This is a genomic window from Rhizobium phaseoli (assembly GCF_003985125.1).
In the GTDB taxonomy this organism is placed as follows: Bacteria; Pseudomonadota; Alphaproteobacteria; order Rhizobiales; family Rhizobiaceae; genus Rhizobium; species Rhizobium phaseoli.
The window spans coordinates 108,302-125,080 of sequence record NZ_ML133576.1; the positions used below are offsets into that span (position 1 = coordinate 108,302).

17 protein-coding genes and 1 pseudogene are annotated in these 16,779 nt (G+C 63.4%); 10 read left to right on the forward strand and 8 right to left on the reverse strand.

Annotated features, from left to right (window positions below):
* Positions 1 to 69: 69 nt before the first annotated feature.
* Together EFD56_RS20065 and EFD56_RS20070 are read right to left on the reverse strand one after the other, a co-directional pair.
* The gene (locus EFD56_RS20065; protein WP_085744421.1) at positions 70 to 681 is read right to left on the reverse strand and encodes a pyridoxamine 5'-phosphate oxidase family protein; all 612 of its coding nucleotides are present in this window, start codon (positions 679 to 681) and stop codon (positions 70 to 72) included.
* Positions 682 to 695: 14 nt separating this feature from the next.
* On the reverse strand, positions 696 to 1,400 hold the full coding sequence (locus tag EFD56_RS20070) for an SDR family oxidoreductase (protein ID WP_010025415.1): 705 nt from the start codon (positions 1,398 to 1,400) through the stop codon (positions 696 to 698).
* 106 nt (positions 1,401 to 1,506) lie between these two features.
* Here EFD56_RS20070 and EFD56_RS20075 point away from each other — a divergent pair, with 106 nt between their 5' ends.
* Positions 1,507 to 2,382, forward strand: a complete 876-nt coding sequence (locus EFD56_RS20075; protein WP_004674075.1) for a LysR substrate-binding domain-containing protein — start codon at positions 1,507 to 1,509, stop codon at positions 2,380 to 2,382.
* A 41-nt stretch (positions 2,383 to 2,423) separates the two neighbouring features.
* Here EFD56_RS20075 and EFD56_RS20080 read toward each other — a convergent pair whose 3' ends face one another.
* Positions 2,424 to 2,885: a nuclear transport factor 2 family protein gene (locus EFD56_RS20080; protein WP_010008154.1), complete on the reverse strand. Its 462-nt coding sequence runs from the start codon at positions 2,883 to 2,885 to the stop codon at positions 2,424 to 2,426.
* 141 nt (positions 2,886 to 3,026) lie between these two features.
* Between EFD56_RS20080 and EFD56_RS20085 the strand changes: the two genes are divergently transcribed.
* The gene (locus tag EFD56_RS20085) at positions 3,027 to 3,386 is read left to right on the forward strand and encodes a winged helix-turn-helix transcriptional regulator (protein WP_064823811.1); all 360 of its coding nucleotides are present in this window, start codon (positions 3,027 to 3,029) and stop codon (positions 3,384 to 3,386) included.
* A gap of 230 nt (positions 3,387 to 3,616) precedes the next feature.
* Here EFD56_RS20085 and EFD56_RS20090 read toward each other — a convergent pair whose 3' ends face one another.
* Positions 3,617 to 4,585 (reverse strand): zinc-dependent alcohol dehydrogenase family protein, encoded by a 969-nt coding sequence (locus tag EFD56_RS20090; protein ID WP_126906054.1) that lies wholly within the window; start codon positions 4,583 to 4,585, stop codon positions 3,617 to 3,619.
* Positions 4,586 to 4,639: 54 nt separating this feature from the next.
* Here EFD56_RS20090 and EFD56_RS20095 point away from each other — a divergent pair, with 54 nt between their 5' ends.
* The 3 genes from EFD56_RS20095 to EFD56_RS20105 are packed head-to-tail and all read left to right on the forward strand — an operon-like array spanning position 4,640 to position 7,754.
* The gene (locus EFD56_RS20095; protein ID WP_010008077.1) at positions 4,640 to 5,056 is read left to right on the forward strand and encodes an acyl-CoA thioesterase; all 417 of its coding nucleotides are present in this window, start codon (positions 4,640 to 4,642) and stop codon (positions 5,054 to 5,056) included.
* A 3-nt stretch (positions 5,057 to 5,059) separates the two neighbouring features.
* The gene (locus EFD56_RS20100; RefSeq protein WP_126906055.1) at positions 5,060 to 6,583 is read left to right on the forward strand and encodes a class I adenylate-forming enzyme family protein; all 1,524 of its coding nucleotides are present in this window, start codon (positions 5,060 to 5,062) and stop codon (positions 6,581 to 6,583) included.
* Positions 6,561 to 7,754 carry a thiolase family protein gene (locus EFD56_RS20105; RefSeq protein WP_183817945.1) on the forward strand — a complete coding sequence of 398 codons (1,194 nt, stop codon included), beginning with the start codon at positions 6,561 to 6,563 and terminating at the stop codon, positions 7,752 to 7,754. Before EFD56_RS20100 ends, EFD56_RS20105 begins: the two co-directional genes overlap by 23 nt.
* 24 nt (positions 7,755 to 7,778) lie before the next feature.
* Here the strand turns inward: EFD56_RS20105 and EFD56_RS20110 are convergent, their stop codons facing one another.
* Entirely contained in the window at positions 7,779 to 8,747 is a 969-nt protein-coding gene (locus EFD56_RS20110; protein ID WP_010009566.1) for a LysR family transcriptional regulator, read from the reverse strand.
* A 110-nt stretch (positions 8,748 to 8,857) separates the two neighbouring features.
* Here EFD56_RS20110 and EFD56_RS20115 point away from each other — a divergent pair, with 110 nt between their 5' ends.
* From EFD56_RS20115 to EFD56_RS20125, 3 genes are all read left to right on the forward strand, one after another.
* A complete protein-coding gene (locus tag EFD56_RS20115; protein ID WP_016735372.1) occupies positions 8,858 to 9,319 on the forward strand; it encodes a cupin domain-containing protein in 462 nt (153 codons plus the stop codon).
* Between the two features lie 503 nt (positions 9,320 to 9,822).
* Positions 9,823 to 10,587 (forward strand): SDR family oxidoreductase, encoded by a 765-nt coding sequence (locus EFD56_RS20120; RefSeq protein ID WP_010009564.1) that lies wholly within the window; start codon positions 9,823 to 9,825, stop codon positions 10,585 to 10,587.
* 62 nt (positions 10,588 to 10,649) lie between these two features.
* Positions 10,650 to 11,063: a cupin domain-containing protein gene (locus EFD56_RS20125; protein ID WP_012489617.1), complete on the forward strand. Its 414-nt coding sequence runs from the start codon at positions 10,650 to 10,652 to the stop codon at positions 11,061 to 11,063.
* 49 nt (positions 11,064 to 11,112) lie between these two features.
* On the opposite strand, the gene EFD56_RS20130 is transcribed toward EFD56_RS20125, so the two are convergent.
* Together EFD56_RS20130 and EFD56_RS20135 are read right to left on the reverse strand one after the other, a co-directional pair.
* Positions 11,113 to 12,396: a cystathionine gamma-synthase family protein gene (locus EFD56_RS20130; RefSeq protein ID WP_085744417.1), complete on the reverse strand. Its 1,284-nt coding sequence runs from the start codon at positions 12,394 to 12,396 to the stop codon at positions 11,113 to 11,115.
* An 86-nt stretch (positions 12,397 to 12,482) separates the two neighbouring features.
* Entirely contained in the window at positions 12,483 to 13,559 is a 1,077-nt protein-coding gene (locus EFD56_RS20135; RefSeq protein ID WP_126906056.1) for a YihY/virulence factor BrkB family protein, read from the reverse strand.
* A 1,550-nt stretch (positions 13,560 to 15,109) separates the two neighbouring features.
* Between EFD56_RS20135 and EFD56_RS33475 the strand changes: the two genes are divergently transcribed.
* On the forward strand, positions 15,110 to 15,235 hold the full coding sequence (locus EFD56_RS33475; RefSeq protein WP_281040048.1) for a hypothetical protein: 126 nt from the start codon (positions 15,110 to 15,112) through the stop codon (positions 15,233 to 15,235).
* A gap of 647 nt (positions 15,236 to 15,882) precedes the next feature.
* Positions 15,883 to 16,198, forward strand: a pseudogene (locus EFD56_RS20145) (leucine zipper domain-containing protein); the annotation flags it as partial.
* Positions 16,199 to 16,285: 87 nt separating this feature from the next.
* Here the strand turns inward: EFD56_RS20145 and EFD56_RS20150 are convergent.
* Positions 16,286 to 16,651, reverse strand: coding sequence for a hypothetical protein (locus tag EFD56_RS20150; RefSeq protein WP_010008800.1), 366 nt, complete (start codon positions 16,649 to 16,651; stop codon positions 16,286 to 16,288).
* Between the last annotated feature and the right edge of the window lie 128 nt (positions 16,652 to 16,779).

Here is a 16,779-nt window from a genome sequence, read left to right on the forward strand (position 1 = left end):
CCCGGGCCCGCCGCTTGAGTCTTGCCGCTGCCCAAGGATGCTAGCCGATACCGCTCGCCCATCAAAGCTCTATGATCGGTGCCAGCTTTCAAATTTACCCGACCTCGTCATGGCCTTGTGCCATTGGCAACCGGAGAGGGCCCCGGCTTCCTCATAATAGAACAACGCCCTCCGATTGTCCTGGCGGCGCAGCTGGAACCAGTCCAGCGACCGGGCCTGAAAGATCAAGAGGCCGAAGCGCGCCTTTCCCTCGGCCACATCCGCAGGCTCTGGCATATCGGTGGTTTGGAAGGCGCGCTGGTCCCCGGGCGGGCCGCCGGCATAGGTCGTCCGTGTCCGCGCGGGCAGCTTGTCCCATGCGGCCTCAGCCGCTCCGCTTCCCGGCCCGTGAAGCTCGACCTTTCCCTGTAGCCGAAGCTGCAGCCGGCTCCCGGCGCTGAAGCCCAGGACCGTGACGTGAGGATTGGCCGAAAGCTCCAGCCATTTGGGGCTCCGCGTATCCGTATGAAATTCGAGACGCCGCGCCGACCTGTCAGCCGCGCGGAGCACCACCATGCGCGCCTGCGGTCTCGCCTCGGCATCGACGGAGCAGAGGTTGAGATAGCGGAAACCGGACTGCGGGTCCGCCGCAGCCGTTTCGAGCTCCGCCCATGCCGCGGCGTCGATGTCAGTCAAATCCACCGGCGAGCTCCCGCTCAGACGGACCGGGCGATGCCGCCGTCGACGCGGATGTTCTGGCCGGTGATGTAGCCCGCGCCCTCCGACAGGAGGAAGGCGATGGTGGCCGCGATCTCCTCGCTCGTGCCGTAGCGGCGCATCGGAACGCTGTCGCGCCGCTCCTCGGTGGCGGGCAGGCTGTCGATCCAGCCGGGCAGGACGTTGTTCAGGCGGATATTCTTGGCCGCATAGCTATCCGCGAAGATCTTGGTGAAACTCGCCAGGCCCGCCCGGAAGACGGCCGAGGTCGGGAACATCGGCGAGGGTTCGAAAGCCCATGCCGTCGAGATATTGACGATGGCGCCGCCGCCCTGCCTCTCCATGATCGGCGCGACCAGCCGGATCGGGCGCACAGCGCTCAGGAAATAAACCTCCATGCCCTTGTGCCAGTCTTCGTCCGAGATATCGAGGATCGGCGCGCGCGGGCCGTGGCCAGCGGAATTGACCAGCGCGTCGATGCGCCCCCATCGCTCCATCGAGAGATCGACGAGCCGCTTCACGTCCTCGTTGGACTGGTTGGAGCCGGTGACGCCGACGCCGCCGAGTTCCTCTGCCAGCGCCTCGCCCTTGCCGGAGGAGGAGAGCACGGCGACGTGGTAGCCGTCCGCGGCCAGTTTCCGCGCGGCTGCGGCGCCCATGCCGGATCCGCCAGCGGTGATGAGAGCGACTTTTTCTTCAGACATTGAAATCTCCGACTGCTGAATTTCCAAGGCATTATGCCAGATGCGGTGCTGACTTTCGCGCGAGAAAGAAACATGCCAGACTGTAGAAAATCTACTGGGTGAATCAATGACTCAATCCCGCCGCCAGCTGCCGCCCCTGAATGCGCTGCGTGCCTTCGAGGTTTCCGGCCGCAGGCTGAATTTCCGCACCGCCGCCGAGGAGCTGGGCATCACGCAAGGGGCGGTTGCGCAGCAGGTTCGCGGGCTGGAAGGTCAGCTCGGCCTGATGCTGTTCCAGCGCCTTCCCCGCGGGCTCGCGCTGACCGCGCAGGGCGCGGCCTATCTGGCGGACGTGACCCGAGCCTTCGATACGCTCGGCGAGGCAACCGGACGGCTTCTCGCGCGGCCGGAAACCGTGACGATCAGCGTCACACCGACCGTCGCCGCAAAGCTGTTGATACCGCGCCTAGCCGAACTCTACACCGCCCTTCCCGACATAGATCTGAGAACGGTCGCCACCGAGGCGCTGGCGGATTTCGACCGCGACCAGGTGGATATCGCCGTGCGCCTCACCCGGCAGCCTTTTCCGGCGACCCTGCAGGCAGAGCTGCTGTTTCGCCAGGAACTGGTCGCGGTCGCGAGCCCGCATCTGGTCAAAGGCCTCACCCTTCCGCTCGCCAATGAAGCGCTTCGCAGCCTGCCGCTCCTGCATGACTCGCAAGATCACTGGCGGGTATTCCTGGGAAGCCGCGAGAAGCTGTCCGGCGCGGCATTCAACCACACGACGCTGGCCCTGGATGCGGCACTCGCCGGCCAGGGCGTGGTGCTCGCATGCCGCGCCTTCGTGGCAGCCGATCTCGAGGCCGGGCGCCTGGTGCAGGTCACGGACGCGACGGCGACCATCGGTCCCAATTACTTCCTCGTCCGCAAACGCTCGTCATCGCCGCGAAAGGCCGTGGACGCGGTATGGGACTGGTGCGCGACGCGGCTGTCGCTCACCTAACCGCCCAATGGTCGAGGCCGGCGAGAGCCGGCCCCATTGTTTCAGAACATAGTGTTCTTGTTGGCTGCTTCTTTCGGAACGGCCTGGATCACGTCCCAGTGCTCGACGATCTTGCCGTCCTTGACGCGGAAAACATCGACGATCGCCTCGCCGCGGTCGTCCGCGCCGTTCGTCGCATGAACATGCAGCCAGACGAGATCGCCGTCAGCCGCGGTGCGAACGATTTCTGCCTTCGATTGAGGATTGTCCTTGAAGAAACCGGTGAAGAAGGAAACGAGTGGCTTCCTCCCATCGGGAACCTGAGGATTGTGCTGTCGATAATCCTCCGCGACCACCGACGCCGCCTCGACATCATGCTTGTTGAAGAAGCGGTCGTAGAACTCCACCACCAGCTTCCGATTGGCTTCCTCGACCTTCAAATCCCGAGAGGCGGCAAAAGCGCCGGAAGGCATGGCGATGCCCCCTAGAATGGCGAGCGCGCAAAGCGATTTCCCGAATGTCATGCATCAAGCTCCTTGGTATGGCTCCGCGATCTAGTCTAAGAAACAGACTATAAGGCTTGGTCTAGGACAGCGCGAAATGCCCAGCAAGAAGGCAGTTTTCAGTGCCAAGGTCAGCGCGCGATGACCGAGAGGAAGGACGCCATGCCTGAGAAAACGGACGGGCCGGGCGCGGGATGCCCGATCAGGGGCGTGCTCGACCGCATCGGCGATCAATGGAGCCTGCTGACGCTCGAGGCGCTGGAAACCGAAAAGAAGCGCTTCAACGAGCTGCTGCGCGAGGTCGGCGACATCTCCAAACAGATGCTCTCCAAGACGCTGCGGCACCTGGAGCAGGACGGCTATATCAGCCGCACCGTCTACCCCGAGGTGCCGCCGCGCGTGGAATACGAGCTGACGGAACTGGGTCGATCTTTCCTCACTCCCATGAAAACCCTGATCCAATGGGCTGAGCAGAACCATCCTGAGATCATCCGATCGCGGCTCCGGCATGGGGCCGAGTAGGGTTTGAATAGAGGCAAGAAACAAGATCGGAGCGTGTCCTTCGAGGCTTCGGCCTTCGGCCTGCGCACCTCGGGATGAGGGGGTTGGTGGATGCCGCGCGGACAACAATGGGTGTTGGAGAAGGCCGCGGCCTCTCTCCGACCTCATCCTGAGGTGCCCCGCAGGGGCCTCGAAGGGCGAGGTCGGCCACCCGGGGCTGGGCGCAAGAAGCAAGGTTGGAGCGTGGCCCCTCAAGCGAGCAGCACCTTGCCGCCAGTCCGGAAGGGAAGGGCGGCTTGCAGCGCCTCGCCGATCCTTTCCAAGGGAAACACCTCCCGCACCTCGGTTGCGATCACCTTTGCGGCGATCTGCGCGGCCACCTCTGAATAAGCGCGCTGGACATTGTCGATGGTTTCGGAATGGACCCATTCCCGAAGATGGCAGAAGGAAAAGGTGATGTCGGAATGGGTGGCCCAGAAGGAATTCGGGATGCTTTCACCGGAGAGCAGCCCATAGTGCACGAAATGGCCGCCGGGCTTCAGCGCATCGGCAAGAACAGAGGCGCGCGGGCCGCCGACGCAGTCGAGCACGGCGTCCAGGCCATGCCGGCCGGCGAGCCCGGCTGCCAGGTCGCTGTCCTCCCTGTCGACGATGACAGCCTCGAGCCGGCCGCGCAGGCGCCGGCGGGATTCTTCGCTGCGGACGATCGCCACCGGCTCGACACCAACGGCATTCGCGAGGCCGATCAGGATCGATCCGATCGAGGAGGCGGCGGCATTGACGGCGATGCGCATGCCCGGTCTCAGCCCGATCTTGATATGCAGCATCAGCCAGGCCGTCATCGGGTTTACGTAGCTGGTCGCCGCCTCGAAATCGGAAAGCGTCTCCGGCACGCGCAGGCACCAGTTCGGGTCGGTGTCCTTGAACTCCTGCCAGCCGCCGGCGCTGCGCACCGGCAGTACGCGCGTCCCCGGCGGCAGTCCATAGACCTCTTCACCGCAGGCTTCGACCACGCCGAAGGCCTCGAAGCCCGGAATGAAGGGCAGGGTCGTGCGGCCGGCATAGGCGCCCGAAATGGTGATGATATCGGAAGGATTGATCGAGCGCGCCAGCAGCCGCACCCGCACCTGATCGCGCCGCAGCGCCGGCAGCGGCGTCCGCTCGATCCCGACGACCTCTTGGACCGGACCGAATTTTCGCACCACCGCCTGATATTGCATTTGCATCCCCCTGAGAACAGCGGTTAGAACAGCCCACCAATTTTGGGTGATCGAATGAGCGTTGACGACAGGCCTTTAGCATCGTTCCGGGTCTCGATGCGAGACATCGACATCTATGGCCATGTCCATAATTCGGTTTACCTCGATTATTGCGAGGATGCCGTCGTCGAGTTCCTCAGGCACCGCGAGATCCTCGGCCATTTCCGTCACACCACCTCGGGTGTGGCCTATCACGTCAAGAAGGCGGAAATCACCTTTCACAACCCGATCGACGTTGACGATGTCGTCGAGGCGAAGGTCGCCGTCGAGAAGATCGGGCGCACCAGCCTCGCCTTTACGATCGAGCTCTTTCGCCGGCGCGACGGCGCCCATTGCGCAACGGCTGGACTTGTTTGGGTCTGCGTCGCCCTTTCCGACAGCCGCCCGACGCCGATCCCGGAGGCGACCAGAGCCGCCTTGTCGCAGGGCTGATCCATGCCGATCCACGCAGCGCTTCTTCGCCACGCCAAGGACAGGCCCGACAAGCCGGCGCTGGTGATCGACGGCAGCACCCTGAGCTATGGCGCGCTCTATCTGCGCGCCCGGGCGATCTGCCGCTTTCTCCGTGAGCTTCCGTGCTCCGGCAACCGCACGTTCGATCTGCCCGGCGTCGAGAAACTCGTGGTCTTGAGCCTCGGCAACCACATCGGATTTGCCGAATATTTCACGGCAGCGACCGCCTTGCCGAATGCCTGCGCCGTCATCGACCCGATGATGCCGCCGGAAAGGATCGAGCGCATCATCGAGCGTCTGGCGCCCGACGTGCTCGTCGTCGACGACGATGCGAGCCGAAGTGCCGGGATCGCCCGCAGGCTCGGCGTTCCTGTCATCGTCGCCGGCGCCGAGCCCTTCGATCTCTCCGCTGCGGCAGCCGACCTGCCCTGTGATGCCGAGGGCATCTTCCTGATCGGTTTCACATCAGGCACCACCGCCGAGCCGAAGGCCTATTGCCGCTCACGCGAGCAGTGGCGCCGCAGCCTCGATCGCGGGCGCTTCATCTTCGAACTCGAAGACGCACCCTCGACGCTATGCCCGGGCGCGCTCGCGCATGGGCTGGCGCTTTACGCCCTGGTCGAAGCGCTCGATGCCGGAGGAAGCTTTCATTCGGTGCGGAAATGGGACCCGGCTTCCGTCGCGCGCATTCTCGCCGCCGAAAAGATCGAACGGCTGGTTGCCGTCCCGACCCATATCGCCGGGATTGCCCGGGCATGGGCGGGCGAGCCGGCGCTGAATTGCCTGCGCGACGTGCTGACCGCCGGCGCCAAGCTGAACCTCAACGAGGTCGGATCCATGCGCCGCCTCTTTCCCAAGGCGCGCATCCGGGAATATTACGGCGCATCCGAGATTGGCTTCATGACCGTCTCGACGCTTGTCGGCGGGCCGGTCGATTTCCCGATCGACCGGGTGGGGCAGGCCTATCCCGGCGTCGAAATCTCCATCCGCGACCCTGAGGGAAACGATGTCGGCGCCGATGTGCCGGGGACCATCTTCGTGAACAGCGATCTGATCGCCGACGGTTATCTCTGGGGCGACGACGGCCAGGCTTTCCGGGTCACCGAGGCGGGTGCCACGGTCGGCGATCTCGGCGAGATCGATGCCGGCGGCATGCTGCGGGTGATCGGCCGGGCGGGCGGAATGATGATATCGGGCGGCAACAACGTCTATCCCGCCGAAGTCGAGAGCGCGCTCAAAACCTGCCCCGGCGTCGAGGATGCCGTGGTCTTCGGCCTGCCGGATGACTATTACGGCCAGAGCATCGTCGCCGTCGTCTCCGGCGAGGCCGTTGATGCAAAAATTCTGGCCGGCCATTGCGCAGACAAGCTTGCCAGGTTCAAAATCCCCAAGCAGTTCTACCATATCGCCTCCTGGCCGATGACGAGCAGCGGCAAGATAGCAAGGGGGCGGGTGGAAGCGGCGGTCACCGCGGGAGATGGTCTTGTCCTACGCCTACCAGCCTGACGAGGATTGGCAGCCTGTCGTGGTTGCCGCCTACCGCACGCCGATCGGCCGGGCCTTCGGCGCGCTTGCGACGGTGACGGCCGAAGACCTGCTTGCGCCGATCATCCGCCGCATCCTCGCCGAAACGGCGATCGCGCCCGAGGACATAGACGACGTGCTGGTCGGCAACGCCGCCGGCGGCGGCGGCAATATCGGCCGGCTGGCGGCACTCGCTGCCGGCCTGCCCGTTGCCGTTCCCGGCGTCGCCATCGACCGGCAATGCGGCTCGGGGCTGGAGGCGATCATCATGGCCGCACGGCTGATCCAGGCAAAGGCCGGCGCCTGCTTTCTCGCCGGCGGCGTGGAAAGCGTCAGCACCGCGCCATGGCGTGTCGAAAGGCCGAAAGCCAATGGCGCGCTGCCGCGCTTTTACGGTCGCGCCCGGTTCTCGCCCGAAACGGTCGGCGACCCGGATATGGGCATCGCCGCCGAAAACGTCGCCCGGGAATTCGCCATCTCGCGTGAGCGGCAGGATGAATTCGCGCTGCGCAGCCACCGGCTCGCCGTCGCAGCTGCCGAAGCGGGCGCCTTCCGGCCCGAGATCGTCGGCATCGCCACCGGCCACGGCCTGATCGAACGCGACGAGTGCCCGCGCCCGACGACATCGCTCGAGGCACTGGCCAACCTCCGGCCGGCTTTCTTGACCGACGGCACAGTGACTGCAGGCAATGCCTGCCCTGTGAATGACGGCGCATGCCTGGTGCTCGTCATGAGCCGCGGCATGGCAAGACGCCTGGGCATCGAAAAAGGCCTCGCCTTCATCGACAGCGCCGCCGCCGGCGTCGATCCCAACCTGCTCGGCATAGGCCCGGTCGCCTCGACGAAGAAGCTTCTGCAGCGCCAGCCCGGGCTCTCGCTCTCCAGCGTCGACGCCATCGAATTCAACGAGGCTTTCGCCGCCCAGGTTCTGGCTTCGCTGGATCAGCTCGCAATCTCTTCGGATGCGGTCAACAGGGAAGGCGGCGCCATCGCACTCGGCCATCCCTTCGGCGCCTCGGGCGCGATTCTCGTTACCCGGCTACATACCCAGCTGGTGCGCAGCGGCGCTGCCGGAACAACCGGCCTCGCCATGCTCGGCATCGGCGGCGGCATCGGGCTGACGGCGCTGTTCGAGACTGTCGCGCTTTCCTGAAGCGACGCTCTTCGTCCCTGCGGATCAATTCTCGGATCGTTCGACCGATGATGAGAATGAAGGCGTCTCCGGCGCGGCGAGCGCGTGCGCGATTTCGCTTCGCAGCCATGCACTTCCCGGATCGCCGTCGAAACGGCGAAGCCAGTACATGGTCACATCCATTTTCGGCGATTCCATCGGCGGCATGAACACATCGAGCTTGAGCCGGCCGATCAGGGTGCGGGCAAAATGAACCGGAATGCTTCCCAGCATTTCGCTCGATTCAACCGCGAGGGCGACTGCCTGGAAATGCGGCACCGTGACCATGACGCGCCGGGCAAGGCCAAGGCGGGCGAGGGCGGGATCGATCGTTCCGGTGCGGCTCCCATCGGCGGAGCGCAGAATGTGAGGGACGGCGCAGAAGAGATCTGCCGGTATGGCGTCTCCCGGGCGAAGTCCGTGGCTGGCAAGAAGCGGATGCCCCTGTTTTGCGATGCAGACCAGCCATGACTGGAGCACCTTGCGGCTCGCAACCCATTCGGGCGGTTCGAGCGATCGGTCGATGACGATATCCGCGCGGCCGTCGCGCAGCATCTCGAAGACTTCCGACGAGGCATGATCGATCATCTGCAAGGTGACGGAGGGCGCAGCTTCGGCCACGCGCGCAGCCAGCGGCGGCATCAGCAATGTCGAGAAGTAATCCGATCCGATCAGCATGAAGGAACGGGTCGAGGTGGCGGGATCGAAAACAGCGGTCGTCGCCAATGCCTCTTCCATGCCGGCCAGCGCCTGCCTGATCGGCTGGCGCAATTCGAGGGCGCGCGCCGTCGGCATCATCTGGTTGCCTTCCCTGACGAACAATTCGTCATCCAACAAGGCGCGCAACCTGCCGAGCGCCGAACTCACGGCTGGCTGGGATAAGCCGACCCGCTCGCCTGCCCGCACCGTCGAGAGCTCTGCCATCATGGCGTCGAAGACGCGCAACAGGTTCAGGTCGAGGGCGGAGAAATTCAAGCGGTCAATATCCCTTATACGATCATTCGATTTCCGTGCGGCGGCCGTCGGCGATAGCGATGGAGAGCAGCCTGGAACTCTATTCCAAATGACCTCGGAAGGAAATTGCCATGAACGTTGCGGCGAGAACCGTGCGGACGGTAAACTGGATGAACACGACCTACGCCATCAATATCGGCAGGTTTGAAAGCGGCGGCATCCTTGGCGTTTTCGAAAGCAAGGTGCCTTCAGGCGGTGGGCCACCGATCCACATTCATCACAACGAGGACGAAGTGATCCATGTGATCGAAGGCGACTACGAGTTCTGGTGCGATGGCAAGCTTGTTCCGGTCGGTCCCGGCAGCTCGATCTTCCTGCCGCGCGGCGTGCCGCACACTTTTCGGGTCACCGGCACGTCTCCCGGACGCAACCTCACCATCCTGACGCCGGGCGGCCTGGAGGAATTCTTCATCGAGGCGGCCGCCGAGGCACCGCGGCTGCCGGAAGACATGGATCGGCTCCTGCAGCTGGCGGAACGCTACGGCATCGAATTTCGGGGGCCGGCGAACTGGGAGGCGGACCGGACGCACTGACGGCCGCGACTTGCTGCTGCCCGTCAATCAACGCCTCACAGGTGAAGATCGCCGCTGCACTCAGGATCGGCGGAGAGGAAGACGCCAGCCACAAAACATGATTGAGCCCTGACGAAGCGCTCCGCCCGGTTCTCCGCCTGCGCCCAAGGCCGATCGCCGGCCCTGTTCCAGCTGCCAATCGCCGCAAGACGCCTCGCCGTAAATATTCGTCAAGCGCACGGCTTTCCGTGATCTGCACGAGGGCTTCGGTCATCGTTTGGCCGTTTACCTCGGTCGCAAGGCGAGCAGCACTACTGCCTTCGCATAGGATGACAGCGACTAGCGAAGAATGGCTCGAGGGCAAGATCCGGCGCATTCTGCGGCCGTCGGTTTTGGCCGGCCAAGCCGGACATCGCGAGCGGGACGGCCACAGAAGCCTTCGCCAGCCTCATCGGGACCATTGTTTCGGCGCCTGCCTTCAAGTCAACAGAGGATACTCCTCGCAAAGGACAAGGAGACTACCCATGAAAATCGTCATTATCGGCGGCACCGGCCTCATCGGCTCGAAAACCGTGGAAAGATTGCGCAAGAAGGGACATGACGTGCTGCCCGCTTCGCCGAATTCAGGCGTCGATACGATCACCGGCAAGGGTCTTGCCGAAGCGCTGGCAGGCGCACAGGTGGTGCTCGACCTCGCCAACTCGCCCTCCTTCGAGGACAAGGCGGTGATGGAATTCTTCCAGACCTCCGGCCGCAACCTGCTGAAGGCAGCAGCTGCCGCCGGCGTCAAGCATCACATCGCACTGTCGATCGTCGGCATGGAGCGGCTGCAGGACAGCGGCTACATGCGCGCCAAGAAAGCCCAGGAGGATCTGATCAAGGGCTCCGGCATTCCCTACACCATCGTGCACTCCACGCAGTTTCATGAGTTCATGGCGGGCATCGCCCAGGCGGGCGCGGTCGGCCAGATGGTGCACCTGTCGCCGGCTTACGTGCAGCCGATCGCCTCGGACGACGTCGCCGACGTCATGGCCGACGTGGCCCTCTCAGCACCCGTCAACGGCACGATCGAAATCGGCGGCCCGGAGAAGATCCGCCTCACCGAGGTCGTGACGCGGCTCTTCAAGGCGACGAACGATCCGCGTCAGATTATGGCCGATCCGCACGCCCGCTATTTCGGCGTCGAGCTTGAGGACAATTCGCTCGTGGCAGGGCCGAAGGCCCGGCTCGGCCGCATCCGCTTCGATGACTGGCTGCGCCAGCATCCGCCCCAGAAGATGAGCGCCTGATCGCCGGGGCCGCTTTCGCGGCCCTCGCTGCAACCGTTCCCGCCAATCCAAGGAGACCAGACATGTCAGGAAAAAAAATTTCGGCAGCGGCATTCGCCGTTGCCCTTGTTGCCTGCACCGCAGCCTATGCCGCGGGCGACAAGGCCAAGGTAACCCTCGTCTACGACCATCAGCTTCCGAACGTTCCCGGCAAGAGCATCAAGGCCGTGCTCGTCGAATATAAGCCCGGCGGTACATCGCCGGGCCATACCCACCCGAAATCGGCCTTCATCTACGCCACCGTTCTGGAGGGCTCGATCAAAAGCCAGGTGAACGACGGACCGGTGAAGATTTACAAAGCCGGCGAAAGCTTTCCCGAATTCCCCGGCGATCATCACAGCGTCAGCGCCAACGGCAGCAAGACCGAGCCGGCGAAACTTCTCGCCGTCTTCGTGGTGAACTCCGACGAGACCGAACTGACGACCGACGACAAGTAGGCAGCCCTCGATGCCCGGCGCCGCCGGGCATCGTTTCCTGCCTGCGCCGTCAAGCGGATTGCAGCGCCAGTTCCAGATCGGCGATCAGGTCATCGGGATGCTCGATGCCGATCGACAGGCGGATCGTCGATTCCAGCACGCCGATCCGCTCCCTTACATCGGCGGGCACGCCGGAATGCGTCATCGTGGCAGGATGGCTCGCAAGCGATTCCGTGCCGCCCAGGCTGACGGCGAGCTTGAAGACCTGCAGCGCGTTCAGGAATTTGAACGAGGCCGGCTGGCCGCCGCGGATATCGAAGGAGAAGGTCGAGCCGGCGCCGCTGCATTGGGCGGCGAAGGTGCGGCCCGATGGCGATTCCGGATCGTGGTAAGGCAGGTAATGAACCTTCTCGACCTTCGGGTGATCACGCAGGAAATCGGCGACGGCCCGCGCGTTGCTGTTTGCCCGCTCCATGCGCAGCTGCAGCGTCTCGAGCGACCGGCCGAGCATCCAGCAGGAATGCGGATCGAGCTGCGTGCCGATCGCCCCGCGCAGCGCCTTGACCTGCTTGATCACGGCCTTGCGGCCGAGAACGGCGCCGGCGATGAGATCGGAATGGCCGCCGACATATTTGGTCAGCGAATAGAGCGAGATATCGGCGCCATGCTCGATCGGCCGCTGGAACACCGGCCCGAGCAGGGTGTTGTCGCAGACGATGATGGGCGTGTGCCCCTGCTTTGCGCCGATCGCATCGGCCACACGCCGGATCATCGCGACGTCGACCAGGCTGTTGGTCGGATTGGCAGGTGTCTCGATCAGGATGACGGAGACGCGGCCCTTGGCGACCGCCTCGTCGGCGGCCTTCTGCACCGAGCCTTCGCTGACGCCATCGGCAAAGCCGACGGCGGCGACGCCGAAATTGAGGAATGTCTTCGCCAGCAGGGTTTCCGTGCCGCCGTAGAGCGGCTGCGAATGCAGGATCGCATCACCCGGCCGGACGAAGGCGAACAAGGTCGTGGCGATCGCCGCCATGCCCGAGGAAAACAGCGCCCCGCTTTCCGTCCGCTCATAGACGGCAAGCCTGTCCTCGACGATCTCGCTGTTGGGATGGTTGAAGCGCGAATAAACGAGGCCGGCGCCCTTGCCCGCCGGCGGCTCGCGCCGGCCGGAGACATAGTCGAAGAAATCGCGTCCGTCCTCGGCCGAATTGAAGACGAAGGTGGAGGTGAGGAACACCGGCGGCTTGACCGCCCCTTCCGAGAGCTCGGGATCGTAGCCGTAGTTCAGCATCTGCGTTTCGGGATGCAGAGCGTGATTGCCGATATGGGTTTTGGAAGGATGCGGGGCGGTCATGATCGTCTCCTCTATCGAGCCTGCCGAGAGATACGGTACATCAAAATCACATCCGAGGAGCAGTCATCGACAATGCTCCTTGACGGTCAGTTTACGGTCTCGCCCAAAGTGTCCGCGACATAGGCACCGCGCGCGCCCATCGGCAGCGGATATCCCGTCGTCGTGTCGCATGCCGTCTGATGCTCGAGCTCGGCGTTGAGTTCGGCCCCGACGATGAGAATGACGACGGACAGCCAGATCCAGATGAGGAAGCCGATCAGCGCACCGAGCGTGCCGTAGGTCGCGTTGTAATTGGCAAAATGATCGAGGTAGAAGGAAAAGCCGATCGACATGACGGCCCAGGCGAGCGTCGTCAGCGCCGCCCCCCATGTCATCCATCGGATCCTGGCAGGCTCACGGCTCGGGCCGAAGCGGTAGACCAATGTCACGGCCACCGCGACAACAAAGAGCAGCAGCGGCCACCTCAAGAGAAGGGCCAGGTGCTCCTTGAACTGGTCGAGCCAGAGATAAGACAGCATGACGGGCATGACGCCGACGAGCACCACCATGACGACCGCAAAGACCATCGCGCACAAGGTGAAGCAGAGGCCGGTCAGGTTCAGGCGGAGGAAGCCACGCTTCTCATTCTCCTCATAGGCGACGTTCATCGCGTCGAAGATCGCCAGCGTGCCGCTATGCGTGCTCCAGAGCGCGATGGCAAGGCCGACGAAGAAGGTGATGCCGAGGGTGCTCTCGCGCTTTTCGACCAGCGCCTTGATCTGATCGGCGATGAGATCAAAGGCGCCGGGCGGCAGGAGGCCGGCGAGCTCCCGCAGATGTTCTGATATCGTGACCGGATCGGCAACCAGCCCGTAGAGAGAGACGAGTGCCGCCAAAGCGGGAAACAGCGCGAGCAGCAGATAGAAGGTCACGCCGGCGGCAATCAGCATGATCCGGTCATCCAGCACTTCATGATAGACACGCCAGAACACGTCGCGAAGGCCGCTAATCGGAATCGCCTCAGGCACGGCGGCGCTGCGCCCATGATCGTCACCGACCCGGTCGGGTTTCCCGGGAGCCATCGAAGCTTGCTGCCGCGCTTCCAACAACACGAGCGCGCCGACCGCAGCGGCCGTTATCAGAGCGGCGGTGGGGAACCTCTTGAGGTGAAGCCCGTCTGCCATTACCTTATCCTCCGATTTGCTGCGTGGATAACGCCCGAGTGTCGCTAAAGGATGCAAGCCGTTGCTTCCTGGCGAAGATTCCGAAGAGGGAAGGGGTCCGGCGCGCTGAGAAAGGCCGGGATCCGCCACAGGTTCAAAGATTATAAGCCGATGATTTTGTTGGATTCGTTTCGCGCTACGGAACCGAAAGCGAAGTTTAGTTTCGTTACTGCTACGCCGATTTCTTGACCGGGTCGCCGATAGCGATCGCTTGACGGCCGTTTACGGCGTCACATTGGAGCGCTGAAACCGTTTATGAGCGCAACTCTGCTGGAATTCCGCCTGCTATCATCGTCGGTCTTCAGGCATCACACGAAACAGCTGCGCGACAAATCCGCCAAGCAACTCCGCCTTCACCAATGGGCCCAGCGGCAGCGGCCGGCAAGACTTGACTTGTCATCCACAACAAACATTGGATCCGATTGATGAACCGGCGTCCCGTTCGGCGAGGCCCACAAGCGTGCATCGACGAGGCCGGAACCGCGCGACTCGATCGGAGCGATGATGGACAAAGCGTCAGCTTCGCCTCACGTCTAGATCAACACAGCAGACAGCAGCCGACGCCGCTACGCGCGGGCGAAGCGCGCCTTCTCCGGAATTCACCCCTCTCGAAGTCCTGCATCGAACTCGGACCGACGCCCTCCCCGACAGATATCAGATGCGCGGCCTCGGCAATCCCCGGGACACCGTTCCAGAGGACGGAACATCCTCCACGCCCCTGCGAGCACACCCGGTTGCCCGCGGACAACCAACTATCCCGCCAACGTCGCTCGATGACTCGGACCTAAAACATGGCTCGAACAAAACTCGTCTGCGCCGGGAGCGCCAGCGCTAGCTTCCAGGAAACCTCGCCCTGATCTCCCGGAAGGGGCCTCGAAAGCTAGACGGGTGCGCCGAGACTGGAAGGATGCAAGAAGTAATGCTGCGGCGTGTCCTTCGAGGCTCCGGCCTCAGGATGAGGGACGCTGGAGGTTGCCGCGATTGCCCCTCGCCGCGGGGAAGGGACAGCTTGCGGCTTGTTCCCTTCTCCTCGCAGGCAGGGAGAATATCGCAGCAGCAGAATGAAGGCTGCTGCGGTTAATAGCCAACGCCAAAACGCTTAAGAGAGCCTGATCCCGAGCGCGCCCGGGGCCTCGAAGGACGAGGCGGGTACGCTAGCATCGCCATCGCTCAAGGAGCCTCACTCTGAAGTGCGGAGGCTGGAGGCCGAACTTCACGGGGCGAGGTGGCACGCCGTGGGCGGATCGATGCAAGAAGCAGCACTGAAGCGTGCTTGAGGCCTCGTCCTTTTAGCGCTCGCACCTCAGAACGACGGAGGTTGGAAATGCCGAACCGGACATGAGCAGAAGAAATCGGCTGCCGGAGGGAGCAACACGGCCTTCCGCGCCGGCTCGATCGGCACTCTCGATCCCAACTGGCAGGAATTTCATGCAGGCTCTCCCCCTGTGGGCGAACCGGTTGCCCGCGGACAACGGAGCGGTCAAGCGCCATCGTTCGCCGATCCGCGCCTGATGAAGTCCGCCAAAGGCAGTCCGGCTCGCCCGCTCGCAGCCAACCCCAGCGCAGCCTGGCGCATCGTTGCGGAAGCGGACAACCGCGCCCTTGCCACCGACGGCCACGTCGAGTTGCGCCTTTGAGGATCGATGGCAACCACGAAAGCTTGAGGGGCATGCATGCCCGCGCCTCCTCGCTTCGTCGGCTCGAAGCCCAGCCAATCGTTCCAGCGGAGAGGATGCAACGGAGACGCTCGTGAGGCACGGGTTCAAACCGAGGATGACGCTCGTGTCACACCGCTCAATCCACAGATCCCCAACATACAAAGATCAGGGAGACTAGGAATGCCGCGCTGATGACGACGCTTGGCGGGAATGCCACACTCTCGCTCCGACCTCCCCTGGAGCCCTTCCTGGTTAGATTGAAGCATTCTGCCGGAGCAGGTTTTCGTCAGGGCAGAGGCGATTGGCGACGGGCATACCCCAAGGTACGTCCGAGCCGATCGCCTCTGATCCTGGCTAGAGATGCCCGGCCCACCGGACCCGCCGCTTCGCCGCGGCGAAGCAATCAGTGCGTCCTACGATTCCCAAGTCTTGCAGATTTGCCTGAAGAATCTGCGGGAGGCTGACTGAAACGGGCCGGCTGATCGACCGGCCGGCTCCGCTTGAGCCAACAGAATGCTTCAATCTAACCCGGAAAAGCTCTCGATGTGAGCTTTCAGGAGGTTGTCCATTCTGTCCTGGTCGAGAAAGCTGAGGTTGCCAAGCTTCAGTGATTCTCGGAGGACCGAATGAACATTCACAAGAATGCCCGTTTGACACCGGGGCGTCGAGAGGAGATGGCACGCGCCGTTCTTGAGGGCGCTTGCTCCAAAGCCGATGCTGTGAGGATATATGGGGGTGACGTCGAAGGTGGTCGCTCGTTGGACGGCGCGTTTTCTGGCGGATGGCACCGCCGGCATGGCGGACCGGTCGTCGCGGCCGAGGAGAAGTCCGAGACGCACCGCGACCAACATTGCCGGCGAGATTGCAGTGTTGCGCTGACAGCGGCTGACAGGCAAGCACATCGCCAAGCAGACGGGCGTGTCGGCGGCAACGACGGCGCAGAGCTTCGAGTTGTCCGCGGACAACCGCCGGAGTCGGTCACCTTGACTCTCACGGCGAATTTCCGCCGCCGGCAGTCGACGCCCGCAGCTATTCCGCGTTAGCAGCCGCCGGCCGCCTGCGGGCCTGGATGATTTCTTCCACCGCGCTGTCGTATCTCTCATCGGGGAATTCAATATTCCAGAGGAGGCGATGCAGCACCTCCCGGGGAAGGTTCCGATATCCAAGCTCTTCCAGCCGAAGCAGCATAAGCAGATGGTCGGTCACGACGACCAGTCTCGCATAGGCGCTGAGTTGATGCAGCGTCGGACGCATGGCTGCATAGGAGTTGAAGCCAAAAGATGCGGCGATGGCTTCATCGAGGTGCGACGACTTAATGTGGGGATATTGCCGCCGCAGAGCTTTCTTCAAAGCGGCGACATTCGAAGGCGAGAATCTCATCGATGGATGGAGCATAGGACGATCCAATGTTCTTGGTCGAAGTCTGCCGATTACGCTTCGACCGCGGTGAACATGGCCGTCGATAAACTCCAAGCGCCCTTCAACCCGGCAGAAGGTTTGGAATGGGCCCCCAGACTCAGATT

Excerpts from the sequence above, each read along its gene's own strand:
- EFD56_RS20100 (WP_126906055.1), top strand. The coding sequence starts at position 5,060 with ATGCCGATCCACGCAGCGCTTCTTCGCCACGCCAAGGACAGGCCCGAC.
- EFD56_RS33475 (WP_281040048.1), top strand. The coding sequence starts at position 15,110 with ATGAAGTCCGCCAAAGGCAGTCCGGCTCGCCCGCTCGCAGCCAACCCC.
- EFD56_RS20090 (WP_126906054.1), bottom strand. The coding sequence starts at position 4,585 with ATGCAATATCAGGCGGTGGTGCGAAAATTCGGTCCGGTCCAAGAGGTC.
- EFD56_RS20115 (WP_016735372.1), top strand. The coding sequence starts at position 8,858 with ATGAACGTTGCGGCGAGAACCGTGCGGACGGTAAACTGGATGAACACG.
- EFD56_RS20075 (WP_004674075.1), top strand. The coding sequence starts at position 1,507 with ATGACTCAATCCCGCCGCCAGCTGCCGCCCCTGAATGCGCTGCGTGCC.
- EFD56_RS20070 (WP_010025415.1), bottom strand. The coding sequence starts at position 1,400 with ATGTCTGAAGAAAAAGTCGCTCTCATCACCGCTGGCGGATCCGGCATG.
- EFD56_RS20085 (WP_064823811.1), top strand. The coding sequence starts at position 3,027 with ATGCCTGAGAAAACGGACGGGCCGGGCGCGGGATGCCCGATCAGGGGC.
- EFD56_RS20120 (WP_010009564.1), top strand. The coding sequence starts at position 9,823 with ATGAAAATCGTCATTATCGGCGGCACCGGCCTCATCGGCTCGAAAACC.
- EFD56_RS20150 (WP_010008800.1), bottom strand. The coding sequence starts at position 16,651 with ATGCTCCATCCATCGATGAGATTCTCGCCTTCGAATGTCGCCGCTTTG.
- EFD56_RS20080 (WP_010008154.1), bottom strand. The coding sequence starts at position 2,885 with ATGACATTCGGGAAATCGCTTTGCGCGCTCGCCATTCTAGGGGGCATC.
- EFD56_RS20095 (WP_010008077.1), top strand. The coding sequence starts at position 4,640 with ATGAGCGTTGACGACAGGCCTTTAGCATCGTTCCGGGTCTCGATGCGA.
- EFD56_RS20135 (WP_126906056.1), bottom strand. The coding sequence starts at position 13,559 with ATGGCAGACGGGCTTCACCTCAAGAGGTTCCCCACCGCCGCTCTGATA.
- EFD56_RS20125 (WP_012489617.1), top strand. The coding sequence starts at position 10,650 with ATGTCAGGAAAAAAAATTTCGGCAGCGGCATTCGCCGTTGCCCTTGTT.
- EFD56_RS20130 (WP_085744417.1), bottom strand. The coding sequence starts at position 12,396 with ATGACCGCCCCGCATCCTTCCAAAACCCATATCGGCAATCACGCTCTG.